Origin of the sequence: Caballeronia sp. AZ7_KS35 (assembly GCF_023631045.1) — a bacterium.
GTDB lineage: Bacteria > Pseudomonadota > Gammaproteobacteria > Burkholderiales > Burkholderiaceae > Caballeronia > Caballeronia zhejiangensis.
The window spans coordinates 50,133-62,529 of sequence record NZ_JALQDV010000032.1 but is presented as its reverse complement, the minus strand read 5'-3'; the positions used below and the strand labels follow the sequence as shown (position 1 = coordinate 62,529).

At 63.7% G+C, this 12,397-nt stretch carries 12 protein-coding genes and 1 pseudogene; 8 read left to right on the top strand and 5 right to left on the bottom strand.

The window, feature by feature from the left end:
- Nucleotides 1–184: 184 nt before the first annotated feature.
- Nucleotides 185–1,267 (top strand): acyltransferase family protein, encoded by a 1,083-nt coding sequence (locus NCT05_RS20025; protein ID WP_250503018.1) that lies wholly within the window; start codon nt 185–187, stop codon nt 1,265–1,267.
- Nucleotides 1,268–1,316: 49 nt separating this feature from the next.
- Here the strand turns inward: NCT05_RS20025 and NCT05_RS37250 are convergent, their stop codons facing one another.
- The 5 genes and pseudogenes from NCT05_RS37250 to hmpA all read right to left on the bottom strand — a co-directional run bounded on the left by NCT05_RS37250 (nt 1,317) and on the right by hmpA (nt 5,010).
- Nucleotides 1,317–1,460, bottom strand: a complete 144-nt coding sequence (locus tag NCT05_RS37250) for a hypothetical protein (RefSeq protein WP_250435901.1) — start codon at nt 1,458–1,460, stop codon at nt 1,317–1,319.
- Nucleotides 1,461–1,543: 83 nt separating this feature from the next.
- Nucleotides 1,544–2,771, bottom strand: a pseudogene (locus NCT05_RS20015) (NnrS family protein).
- Nucleotides 2,772–2,778: 7 nt separating this feature from the next.
- Nucleotides 2,779–3,189, bottom strand: a complete 411-nt coding sequence (locus NCT05_RS20010; RefSeq protein WP_250503017.1) for a cupin domain-containing protein — start codon at nt 3,187–3,189, stop codon at nt 2,779–2,781.
- Between the two features lie 10 nt (nt 3,190–3,199).
- Nucleotides 3,200–3,637, bottom strand: a complete 438-nt coding sequence (locus NCT05_RS20005) for a carboxymuconolactone decarboxylase family protein (RefSeq protein ID WP_250503016.1) — start codon at nt 3,635–3,637, stop codon at nt 3,200–3,202.
- 191 nt (nt 3,638–3,828) lie between these two features.
- Nucleotides 3,829–5,010, bottom strand: a complete 1,182-nt coding sequence (gene hmpA, locus NCT05_RS20000) for an NO-inducible flavohemoprotein (RefSeq protein WP_008353194.1) — start codon at nt 5,008–5,010, stop codon at nt 3,829–3,831.
- 124 nt (nt 5,011–5,134) lie between these two features.
- Here hmpA and norR point away from each other — a divergent pair, with 124 nt between their 5' ends.
- The 7 genes from norR (at nt 5,135) to NCT05_RS19965 (ending at nt 12,259) form a co-directional block, all read left to right on the top strand.
- Nucleotides 5,135–6,736, top strand: a complete 1,602-nt coding sequence (gene norR, locus NCT05_RS19995) for a nitric oxide reductase transcriptional regulator NorR (protein WP_250503015.1) — start codon at nt 5,135–5,137, stop codon at nt 6,734–6,736.
- 387 nt (nt 6,737–7,123) lie between these two features.
- Nucleotides 7,124–7,786, top strand: coding sequence for a c-type cytochrome (locus tag NCT05_RS19990; protein WP_033537071.1), 663 nt, complete (start codon nt 7,124–7,126; stop codon nt 7,784–7,786).
- 58 nt (nt 7,787–7,844) lie between these two features.
- Nucleotides 7,845–9,062, top strand: coding sequence for a c-type cytochrome (locus NCT05_RS19985; protein ID WP_008353197.1), 1,218 nt, complete (start codon nt 7,845–7,847; stop codon nt 9,060–9,062).
- Between the two features lie 14 nt (nt 9,063–9,076).
- Nucleotides 9,077–9,247: a hypothetical protein gene (locus NCT05_RS19980; protein ID WP_033537070.1), complete on the top strand. Its 171-nt coding sequence runs from the start codon at nt 9,077–9,079 to the stop codon at nt 9,245–9,247.
- 18 nt (nt 9,248–9,265) lie between these two features.
- Nucleotides 9,266–9,832 carry a cupredoxin domain-containing protein gene (locus tag NCT05_RS19975; RefSeq protein WP_175979402.1) on the top strand — a complete coding sequence of 189 codons (567 nt, stop codon included), beginning with the start codon at nt 9,266–9,268 and terminating at the stop codon, nt 9,830–9,832.
- On the top strand, nt 9,822–11,447 hold the full coding sequence (locus NCT05_RS19970) for a b(o/a)3-type cytochrome-c oxidase subunit 1 (RefSeq protein ID WP_008353201.1): 1,626 nt from the start codon (nt 9,822–9,824) through the stop codon (nt 11,445–11,447). The genes NCT05_RS19975 and NCT05_RS19970 overlap by 11 nt, the downstream gene beginning before the upstream one ends.
- Nucleotides 11,444–12,259: a c-type cytochrome gene (locus NCT05_RS19965; RefSeq protein WP_250435891.1), complete on the top strand. Its 816-nt coding sequence runs from the start codon at nt 11,444–11,446 to the stop codon at nt 12,257–12,259. The genes NCT05_RS19970 and NCT05_RS19965 overlap by 4 nt, the downstream gene beginning before the upstream one ends.
- Nucleotides 12,260–12,397 lie beyond the last annotated feature (138 nt).

Genomic DNA, 12,397 nt, shown 5'->3' with positions numbered 1-12,397 from the left:
CTGTCGTCCGCGAACGTCCTTGTGCCGGTTCGTGGCCGAGCAGTGCTCGTGTGAAGGTCCTCTCCGCGCGTCTTCGGCTGAAGCCGCGCGGAGAAGGGAGCGGGTCAAACGGGCCGCCGCTTCGGCAACTTATTAATTTGTGTCACACCGCGTTACAATTCCGCCTTCCAAATAGGCGGCATTCATGAGAACGCTGGGACAAGCTTTTAATAAGAACGGCCGAGAGGACAGTAATAATTTCCTGCTGTTGCGTCTTATCGCCGCTTCGCTCGTTGTCTATGGGCATTCGTTCGCGCTTGCCGCCACGACCAACGGTCTCAGAGATTTCACGACGTCGATCCTGCATTACCGATATTCGGGCGATCTCGGTCTGCATATCTTTTTCCTCATCAGCGGATTTCTCATCACGTTCAGCTTCGATCGTCGGCACAGCGTGAAAGACTTCGTCATCTCGCGCGCCCTGCGTCTGTTCCCGGCGCTGGTCGTTTGCATGGCGCTGCTCGCCTTCGTGCTCGGACCGTCGTTGACGACGCTTTCGCGCGGAATCTACTTCGAGTCACCCGAGACGTACGGCTTTGTCTGGCGCAACGCCTCTCTGTATGAGTATGCCGAGCGCTTGCCCGGCGTCTTCGCGGACAATCACGCGCGGAACGCCGTGAACGGAACGCTGTGGAGCATCTGGGTCGAGGTCCGGCTTTACGTCCTGGTACTGGTGTTCGGCGCGCTCGGCGCGCTTCGCAGTCGATGGGTCGCGAACGTCTGCATTGCCGCGTTGGTCGCGATCGGACTCTTCGCGCCGACCTACATGCCGTTCATCACGGGCGATCCGTCCAACCTTCGCGTTGCCGTGTTTTTCGCCGCTGGTGTCTTTCTCTACGTCAACCGGGATTTCATCCCGCTGAACCGCCAGGGTCTCTTCGCGCTGCTGCTTGCGGCGGTGCTTTCCTACCGTCAGCCGGCGTTCGAGATTGCCTGCGGCGCGGTGATTGCCTATGGCGTGTTCATGATCGCCTTCGCGCCAAAGCTCAATCTCGGACCCATCGAAGACTATTCGTACGGGATCTATCTCTATGGCTGGCCGATTCAGCAGGTCGTGAATCACTTCCATCCGGACGGCTCCGCGCTACAAATGATGCTGATCGCGCTGCCCGGTTCCTGGCTCGCGGGCGCGCTCTCTTGGTATTTGATCGAGAAGCAGGCGCTCGCATTGAAGGCGAGGTATTCGGGCGCCAAAAAGGCGAAGGCCGCGGGCGGCGTTGCGCTGTGATGACGATGATCCTTGCGACCCGGCTTGTCGCCCGCCTCGCGCCATCGAATCAGAACCGCGTGCCGACGCTGCAGCCGCCGAAGCCGCCGCCGTTGGTGGCAAAGCCGCTGCATCCGAAGAGGCCGCAGCCGGAAAGGGCGAGCAAAGCGGCGATGAGCATCGCCGCGGCGCAAAGAGAACGAAGGTGCTTCATGGCGGGATCGGAATCGGAATCGGGAAAGCCGGACGCGATTCTCGCGGAACCCTCGCTTCCCGATGTCAAAATCCGTCGCCGTCTCAACCTGGCTTGCCATCCGCGCGCGGCTTGAAGAGCGGCGCGGCATAAGCGGCGACGTAGAGCCCGAACGCAAGAACCCAGCACGACCCAGCCGAAGACCCACGTCGAATGCCACGAAGGCGCGACGAGCGGCCCGAGCACGCGCAGTGCGCCCGCTGACATCACGAGCGCGTAGCACGCGACATCGCGCGTGTCCGCGACGAGCGGCCGTCCGGTATGCCCGCGCGCGGTGCGCGTGATCATCGCGATGATCGCGCCGCCGATCGCGCCAGCCGCGAACGCATGCATCGCGAGACTGTGCGGCACGCGTGTCCATCCGAGCGCCGACAGCGCGAGCAGTGCGAAGCCGAGCGGCAGCCACGCATAAGCGAGATGCAGGATCGCGAGAATCGGCCGGCCGCGCACCGCGTACGAGCGCCAGCCGATCATCCGCGCGAGATGCACGCCGCAGGCCAGCAAGGCGATCGGCGCGACGATCGCGCCATCGAGCGCGAAGGCGTCCGCGACAAACGCCGCGATCGTGAGCGGCGCGGCCATCAACTCGACGAAGCGCCAGCGCCGTGCGATGAAACCGGGCATTGCATTGGCGGTGAACATCGGGATCACGCGTCCGCCGATCACGCCGACGAGCAACACGACGATGCCCGCCGACGCACACACCGCGCGCATCGCGAGATCGGGGCGCGCGTCGATCGCGAACGCGTGGAACGCGGCGTTCAGCGCGCCGAACGCGAACACAACGACCGCGATGAAGTAGTTGCGCCGGTTGCCCGCCTCGACGAGCACCCGCAGCAGCAGAATCGCGGCGACCGGCAGGAACGCGCTATCGACGATCGCCGCCGGCAGCGCCGGGCCGCTCCACACGAGCACGCGCCCGGCGAGCCACAGCAGCACGAGCGATGCGAGTGTCGCGCCCTTGGCCGTGTCGCGTCCGGTCCACGCGCGCACGGCCGTCAGCAGAAAGCCGGCGACGATCGCCGCCGCGAACCCGAACACCATCTCGTGCGCGTGCCAAGCGACCGGATCCGCGCGCAGCAGATAGCCGCCGAAGAGCGGCACGCCCGACAGCACCAGTAGCCACACCGTCACCGAGAGCGCGCCGAACGCCGCGCCGCACAGGTAGAACGGCCGGAAGCCGAGATCGAACAGCGCGAAACGCGGCCGATGCTCCGGCGAACGCTTCTGCGGCGTCGCGATGAAAACGGTGTCGGGTTCTGCGATCTTCATGTTGTCCTCAATGCGGGATCGGCTGCTTGACCGGATCGCCATCGCCGACGATCGCGAACACGAGCAGCTTTGCCGGCTTCGTCGCGCTCGCATTCTTCGACACGATGTGATGCGCGCCCGGCGGTTCGTACCACGATTCGCCGGGGCCATACGTCTTCGCGCTTCCGCCTTCGAGCTGCGAAGTCACGCGGCCCTCCAGCACGTAAGCGAAGATCGACCCCGGCTGCCTGTGCGCTTCCGACGACTGTCCCGGCTTGTACGAGACGGTCGCCATCAGCACGTTCTTGCCGGCCACTTCCGGCACGGGCTGCTTGATCATCGGCGTGACGAGTTCCGCGCCCGCCGCGTCGTGCGCGCCGGCGCTCGCTGCACCGATCATCAGCGCGGCCGCCAGCACGAGAATTTCGCGCTTTCTCATGTCGATGCCCTCACGCCGGCAGCTTGCGGAAAGCGATCGCGAAACGGTTCCAGCTATTGATCGCGGAAACGAGCAGCGTCAGGTCGACAATTTCATCGTCGCTGAAATGGGGCTTCACGGCTTCCCACACGGCATCGGGTACGTGGTCTTGCGACACCAGCGTCAACGCCTCGGTCCATTGGAGCGCGGCGCGTTCGCGATCGGTGAAGAACGGCGTCTCGCGCCAGACAACGACCGTCGCCAGCCGCCGATCAGTCTCGCCGCCCTTGCGCGCATCGGTCGTATGCATGTCGACGCAAAACGCGCAGCCGTTGATCTGCGATGCGCGCAGCCGTACCAGTTCGGTCAGCGATTTCTCGAGCGCGGACTTCGCGATGCGCTCCTCGACGCCGACCAGCGCCTTGATTGCTGCGGGATTGGCTTTGTAGAAGTCGAGACGGGGTTCCATTTGCGTATCCTCTTTGCCTGGGTTCTGAAAGTGCGCCAGATCGGCGCGGCAAGAGCAGATTAGGCGTCTGGCTGGCCTTTTGAAATGGCCGGTTTATACAAAATCGAGGTAACCACTTGCAAAGGCTGGAACGCGCAAAAAAACCGCGGCCAAATGCGCCGCGGGTCGAGAGGGCCGCACCACGCACGGAATCAGTCGAGCGCGGCGGCCGGGCCGAAGAACTCGTAGCGGCTCTGCGCTTCGGGCACGCCGAGCGCCTTCAGATGCTTCTTCACCGCCTTCATGAACGCCTTCGGCCCGAGGAAGTAGGCATCGACATCGCGGTTCTTCGGCAGCCACGTATCGAGCAGCGTTTCGTCGACAAAGCCGATGCCGTGCGCTTCGAGATCGCCATCGCGCTTGTGCTCGTAGCAGTAGAAGCGCTTCAGTTGCGGATGGCGCGCCGCCAGTTCCTCGATCGCCGCACGGAACGCGTGCACGCCGCCGTGCCGCGCCGAGTGGATGAAGTGCACCGGGCGTTGCGTTTTGAGCGCGGCTTGCAGCATGGCGAGCGTCGGCGTGATGCCGACCCCGCCGCTGATGAGCACGAGCGGCTTGTCGTTGTGTTCGAGCTTGAAGTCGCCTGCGGGCGGATAGAGATCGAGCACGCTGTTTTCGCCGACGTGTTCATGCAGGAAATTCGACACCTTGCCATTCGCCTCACGCTTCACGCTGATGCGATATTCGCGGCCGTTCGGTGCGGCCGAGAGCGAGTAGTTGCGGCGCAGTTCCTCGCCGTCGATGAACAGGCGCAAGCCGATGTACTGACCCGGATGGAAGTCGAGCAGCGCGCCGCCGTCTTCCGGCACGAGATAGAAGGACGTGATCTCGTCGCTTTCCTTCTCCTTGCGCGCGACGACGAAACGCCGCGTGCCGCGCCAGCCGCCCGGCGCGTTTTCGCGCTCGCTGTAGATGCCTTCCTCGAGTCCGATCAGCAGATCCGCAAGTTGCCCATAGGCCGCGGCCCACGCCTCGATGACGGCGTCGGTGGCGATTTCCGCGCCGAGCACCTCACGGATCGACGCGAGCAGGCAGCGTCCGACGATCGGATAATGTTCCGGCTGGATGTCCAGCGCGACGTGCTTGTTGATGATCTGGCCGACGAGCCCTCCGAGCTTCTCCAGTTCGTCGATGTGCCGTGCGTACATCAGCACGCCGTTGGCGAGCGCGCGTGGTTGCGCGCCGCTTGCCTGGTGCGCCTGGTTGAACATCGGGCGGACCTCGGGATACTCGCTGAGCATCTTGTTATAGAAGTGCGTGGTGAGGGCTTCGCCGCCGCTTTCCAGAAGGGGAACGGTCGCTTTGACGATGGCACGGTGTTCTGCTGACAGCATTGTTCGTTTCCTCGTGTGATAAAGGCGAAAGCAGGGCGCTTTCGCGTCTGAATTCTTCGGCAGAATCTATACACGATCCGTGCCAGAGTAGAATCGTCGATAAATCAATCGTTTATTATCAAACATGGTCGATTCGACTCTAGTCAAAAGGACTGCTGACGTAGTCGCAATGACTTCACGCGTGCTGCTCGATGCGCTCGTTCCGCTTATCGAGGACCTGTCGAGCGAGATGCCCGACACCGAGCGCTACCGCCGTTTGCTGCACACATCGCGCGCGCTGTTTCCGAGCGATGCGTCCGCGCTCTTGCGGCTCGACGGCGACACGCTCGTGCCGCTCGCCATCGACGGTCTTTCGGGCGATACGCTCGGCCGGCGCTTTCGCGTGAGCGACCACCCGCGGTTCGCACGCATTCTCGCGCGCGCTGAACCGACGCGCTTCGCCGCCGGCTCGGACTTGCCCGATCCCTACGACGGACTGGTCAAGGGCGTGAGCGGCGATCTGGAGGTGCACGATTGTCTCGGCTGCCCGCTCGTCATCAACGGGCGCGCGTGGGGTTTGCTGACGCTCGACGCGCTCGATCCCGCGCGCTTCGACGGCATCGACATGGCTTCGCTGCAGGCGTTCTTGAGTCTCGCGGCGGCGACCGTGAGCGTCGCCGAGCGCATCGATGCGCTCGCGAAATCGAGCGAGGCCGAGCGTCAGCGTGCGGAGGTGTATCGGCAGGCGAGCGGGCCGCGAAGGCGCGAAATGATCGGCAGCAGCGAGCCGCATAACCGCTTGCAGGAAGAGATTGCGATCGTCGCGTCGAGCGATCTGACCGTGCTCATCACCGGCGAGACGGGCGTCGGCAAGGAGCTCGTCGCGAGCGAGATTCACGCGCTTTCGCCGCGCGCCGACAAACCGCTCGTCAGCCTGAATTGCGCGGCGCTGCCCGATACGCTCGTCGAAAGCGAGCTCTTCGGGCATGTGCGCGGTGCGTTTTCGGGCGCGTCGTCGGACCGGCGCGGGAAGTTCGAACTCGCCGATGGCGGCACGCTCTTTCTCGATGAAGTCGGCGAGCTGCCGCTGCCCGTGCAGGCCAAGCTGCTGCGCGTGCTTCAGAACGGCCAGTTGCAGCGGATCGGCTCGGACAGCGAGCACAAGGTCGACGTGCGGCTCATTGCCGCCACCAATCGCGATCTCGCCGAGGAAGTGCGTGAAGGGCGCTTTCGCGCGGACTTCTATCATCGGCTGTCGGTGTATCCGCTCGTCGTGCCGCCGTTGCGCGAACGCGGACGCGACGTCTTGCTGCTCGCCGGCTACTTTCTCGAAGAGAACCGCTCGCGCCTCGGCCTCCTGAGCCTGCGTCTTTCCGCCGATGCGCAAGCCGCGCTGCTCGCGTATCGCTGGCCCGGCAACGTGCGCGAACTGGAGCATCTGATCGGACGCAGCGCATTGAAGGCGCTCGCGGCGCATCGCGAACGTCCGCGCATCCTCACGCTCACCGCCGCCGACCTCACGCTCGCCGGCGACACCGCACTGGCCGCCGATGCCGCGACGCGCGTCGAAGCCGCGCCGCTGCCCGCGCCGGGCGCCGACTTCCGCGACGCCGTGACGGCCTACGAACGCACGCTCATCCTCGACGCGTTGAAGCGTCACAACCAGAACTGGGCGTCGGCGGCGCGCGAGCTCGGTCTGGATCGCGCGAATCTCAATCGCCTCGCCAAGCGCCTCGGGCTCAAATGAGCAACACCTCGTTCATCTCGAAATGATGGACATGGCCGCGCAAAGCGACTATCTACAGTCCTTAGCAGATCGGGTCGACGTCGTTGCTCGTCTCAAAAAGATGCGGTTCATTGTTCGAACGCAAAAAACACTCGGATTTGTCACGCGCATCGATGTGACAGATTGAGACAATCTCTGAGTTGGGAAAAACGGGCGATCTCTTCTAAGATCAGAAAAGCCTAGCGCAACCCATCTGCAGCAAGAACATTGCAGCGCCTTGAAGAACCGAGCCGGACGAGCAGCACGCGCCCGGCACATCGAACACGGCAAATCGACAACGGGGGTTACGTGCGAAACGTGGCAAAGCTCGGCACATTCTTTTGGTCCGCGCTCTTCGCGTTTTTCAGCATCGGAGCGTTCGCGGCCGACAACGCGCCGCTGGAGCGCGCGCCCGACACGATGCAGGCCCGCGTGATGGGATGCGCCACATGCCACGGCTCGCAGGGCCAGGGCACCGACAACGACTACTTCCCGCGTCTGTCCGGCAAGCCCGCCGGCTATCTGTACAACCAACTGCTCGCTTTTCGCGACGGCCGGCGCAAGTATCCGCCGATGAATTACCTGCTCGCGTATCTTCCCGACGCGTATTTGAAGCAGATCGCCGAATACTTCGCGAGCGAACATCCGCCGTTTCCGCCGCCGTCGCCCGTCACCGTCGATTCGAAGACGCTCGAGCTCGGCAAGACGCTCGTCACGAAGGGCAACGCTACGCGCAACGTGCCCGCCTGCGTGAGCTGCCACGGCGCGTCGATGACCGGCATGGAGCCGGCGATTCCCGGTCTGCTCGGCCTGCATGCCGACTACATCAGCGCGCAACTCGGCGCATGGCGATACGGCACGCGCTCGACGGTCGCGCCGGATTGCATGGGGCAGGTCGCGAAACTGCTCTCTGACCGCGACATCACCGCGATCGCGGCCTACCTCGCGACGCTGCCCGCGCCGGCCGATCCGGTGCCGGTCGCCGCCGGTTCGCTCAAGATGCCGCTCGCGTGCGGCAGCGTCCACAACTAAGCGAGGACCCGACGTGCTCCGTTTTCGCCCATTCCGAGCGCTGACCGTCGCGGTCTTCATGGCGGCGTGCGCCGCGCCGATCGAACATGCCATCGCGCAGAGCGCCGACGCCGCGACCGTCAAGCGCGGCGAATATCTCGCGCGCGCGGGCGATTGCATCGCGTGCCATACGCTGCCGGCGGGCAAGACGTTCGGCGGCGGCCGTCCGATGGACACGCCCTTCGGCACGCTCTTCACGCCCAACATCTCGTCGGACAAGGAGACGGGCATCGGCAGCTGGAGCGCCGGCGAGTTCTACACGATGATGCACTCGGGCAAGTCACGCGACGGCTCGCTGCTTTATCCCGCGATGCCCTATACGTCCTATACAAAAGTCACGCGCGCCGACTCCGACGCAATCTACGCATTCCTGATGTCCACGCCGCCGGTGCATCAGCCCAACCGGCCGCACGAATTGCGTTTTCCGTTCAACCGACGCGAGCTGCTGTACGGCTGGCGTTCGCTCTTCTTTCGCGAGGGCGAGTATCAGCCGGACGCGACGCAATCCGCGGAATGGAACCGCGGCGCGTATCTCGTCGAAGGGCTCGGTCATTGCTCGATGTGCCACACCGCGATCAACGCGCTCGGCGGCAATGTGAAGTCGAAGGCGTTCGAAGGCGGGCTGATCCCGATCCAGAACTGGTACGCGCCGTCGCTCACGTCGAACAAGGAAGCGGGTCTCGGCGACTGGAGCATGGAGGACATCGTCGGCCTGCTGCATGCGGGCGTGTCGAATCGCGGCGCGGTGTATGGACCGATGGCCGAAGTTGTCTACGACAGTCTGCAATATCTGAGCGAGGAAGACGTGCGCGCGATGGCCGTCTATCTGAAGGCGCTGCCCGCGCGTTCCGGCGACAAGCCCGCGCCGCCGAGCCAGGCGGCCGTCGAGGCGCGCTCGGATCTCGCGCCGCTCGGCAAGAAGGTCTACGACCAGCACTGCGCCGAATGTCACGCGACGCAAGGCCAGGGCAAGCCGCCCGATTTCCCGCCGCTCGCGAACAATCAATCGATCGTGATGAACTCGTCGGTGAATCCGATCCGCATGGTGCTGAACGGCGGCTATCCGCCGGGCACGTTCAAGAACCCGAAGCCTTACGGCATGCCGCCGTTCGCGCAGTCGCTCTCGGATGTCGAGGTCGCGGCGGTCGTCACGTATATCCGCACCGCGTGGGGCAACCACGGCACGCCGGTTTCCGTGAAGGAAGTGAACGAGCTGCGTTCGGCGCCACTTTATTGAGCATCGACGACACCATGACCGAAGACCCGAATGAACTCGCGAAGGAAGACGCGCAACTCGACGAGATCGTGAAGCGCGGCCCGTCGGGCGCGATCGCGCTCGCGGGCATCTCGACCGCGATCGTGATCGGCATCTGGTTCATCTTTTACTTCGCCGTGTTCCTGCCGCGCGGCGTGATCCAGTGATTCATTAAGGCGTCGCATATGGCCATCCATCCAAGCTCGCACGATGTCGCCGAACGGGTCGAACGGCGCTGGGCGATTCTCGTGCTCGCGATCGTCGTCGTGCTGGTCGGCATGGTCGTCTACACCGGCGTGCACTGGGCGATGATGCCGCCCTCGCGCGTCGAGACGGTCCGCCCGGAAACGCTGCACGTATCGGGCGAATTCATCGAAAGCAATCTCGGCAGCGCGCCCGAGGCGGACGGCTCCGTGACGGTGCGTATCGTCGCGCAGCAGTATTCGTTCACGCCGCAATGTCTTGTCGTGCCGGCGGGCGTGCCGGTCACGTTCCGCGCGACGAGTTCGGATGTCGTGCACGGCTTTCTGATCACCGACACGAACATCAATTCGATGCTGGAGCCGGGCTATGTCTCGACCTTCAAGACGACCTTCGACAAGCCGGGCGACCATCTGATGCCTTGTCACGAGTATTGCGGCACCGGGCATCAGAACATGTGGGCGCATGTGAAGGTGGTGGATCGCGCCGAATTCATGCAGATGGCCGACAAGATGCCGGCCAATTCGCGGAGAGTGTCCTGTGTTCAATAGCAAGCGCCTCGTCCTCGCGCATTTCTGGCTGGCGTTCATCGCCTTCGGTGTCGCGCTGCTGCTCGGCGCATGGCAGATGCTCGTGCGCAGTCCGCTGCATCCGTGGCTGCAGAATCCGGAGCTTTACTATCGCTCGGTGACGGAGCACGGCACGGTGATGGGCTACGCGTTCCCGACGCTCATCGCGATGGGCTTCGGCTATGCGGTCAGCGAGCTTGCGTTGAAGCGCCCGCTCGTGGGTTTGCGCTTCGCGTGGCTCGGCTTCTGGCTCGTCGCGATCGGCGCGGTGACGGCTACTGTGCCCGTCGCGATGGGTCTCGCATCCGTGCTCTATACCTTTTATCCGCCGATGATCGGCAACGTGTTCTATTACGTCGGCGTCGTGTTCGTCGTGGTCGGATCGTGGGTCTGGGTGGCGCTGATGTCGGTGAATCTCGCGTCGTGGAAGCGCGAGAATCGCGGCAAGCCGATCCCGCTCGCGATGTTCGCGACCGTCGCGGGCGCGTATCTGTGGGGTTGGACGGCGGTGGGCGCGGCCATCGAAGTGCTGTTCATGATTCTGCCTGTCGCGATCGGCTGGAAGACGACCATCGACGCGGGACTCGCGCGCGTGTTCTTCTCGTGGACGCTGCACGCGATCGTCTACTTCTGGCTGATGCCGGCGTATATCGCGTATTACACGATCATTCCGCGCGCGATCGGCGGCCGTCTCTACAGCGATGCGATGGCACGCATCTCGTTCATCCTGTTCCTCGTCGTGTCGATGCCCATCGGCATTCATCACTTGTTCGCCGATCCGCAAGTCGGCTCGGGCTTCAAGTTCATGCATTCGGTCTTTACGACGCTCGTCGCCGTGCCGACGTTGCTGACCGTGTTCACGATCTGCGCGTCGGTGGAGATTGCGGCGCGGCTGCGCGGCGGACGCGGTCCGCTCGGATGGATCAAGGCGTTGCCGTGGGACAACCCGATGATGCTTGCGCTCGCGTTCTCGTTCGTGATGCTCGGTTTCGGCGGCGCGGGCGGGCTCATCAACATGAGCTATCAGCTCGATTCGACCGTGCACAACACGCAATGGGTGACGGGGCATTTCCATCTGATCTTCGGCGGCGCGATCGTCATCATGTACTTCGTGATCGCCTACGATCTGTGGCCGCATCTGACGGGCCGCGCATTGCAGAGCGTGAAGCTGATGCGCTGGCAATTGTGGCTGTGGTTCATCGGCATGATCGTGCTGACTTTTCCGTGGCATTTCGTCGGCATTCTTGGCATGCCGCGACGCATGGCGTTCTACGACTACAACGATCCGGCGCTTGCGGCGCAGGCGCTGTCCGTCGTGATATCGGTTGTCGGCGGGCTGATTCTGGTTGTGTCGGCGGTGCTGTTTTTCATCGTGCTCATAAGGGGACATCGCGCGCCGCTGGTGCAGCCCGAGGCGTTCCGCTTCAGCCGCGCGGTGCATGAGCCGCGCACGCTTCCGGTGGCGTTGAACAGCTTTGCGCTGTGGCTCGTGCTGATGATCGGGCTTACGCTCGTCAACTACGGCTATCCGATTGCGCAGTTGCTGGCGCGTTCGGACACGGCGGTGCCTGCGGTGCCGATCGGAGCGCAGCGATGAGCGACGAACGCCTCTTCACATTTCGCAATCGCTGGTTCACGGTCAGCGTATTGGGGACGATCGCGGTCGCGGTGGTATCGGCGCTGATAGGGTTCGTGTGGCTGCCTTCGGTGCAGCGCGATGCGCAGTTCGCCGGCATCTGGAATGCGATCTGCAGCGCGGCGGGCGTGCCGCGCGAGTGGTATGCGGGCGGCGCGGCGGTCGAGCCGAAAGAGAAGCTGACGAGCGTCGAGATGACGCCTCAGCTGCTCGACAAGGTGAGCGCGAATTCGATCGGACGTGGCGCGACGCTGGCTCTACGCTGCACGATGTGTCACGGCGAGCGTGGCATGAGCGAGGCCAACTCGCCGAATCTGGCGGGGCAATATGCGTCGGTGATTTACAAGCAGTTGATCGATTTTCAGAAGGGCGCGCGGAACAACGCGGTGATGTCGCCGATGGCGATGAATCTTTCGGATCAGGACATGCGCGATCTCGCTGCGTATTACGCGAACTTGCCGCGGCCGCCGGCGCAGCGCAAGGTGAGCAGTGCGCTTGCGCCGCCGATCGTCGCGCACGGTGCGCCGATGAGAAATATCGCTCCTTGCGCGGTGTGTCATGGGGGCATCGATACGAAGGCGGGGAGTCCGTGGCTCGATGGCCTGCCGGCGGCTTACACCAAATCGCAGTTGCTGGCGTTTGCCAATGGGACGCGGACCAACGATATCGATGGGGTCATGCGCAATGTCGCGCGCAATATGACGCCCGAGGAGATCGATGCTGCTGCCATGTATTACGCGCGGGAGTTGAATTCGGGGGCGAATGCGAAGTGATGTTTGGTTTGCCTTCGGCTTCTATCAAATCCGATTACGCGTCGGTCTATTGGCACTTCCCCTGTGCGGGGCTGCAGTAACTAAAACTAAAGAAAGCAGCTACTGATAGGCCCGCGGTCATGCGCGATTTGGCAATCG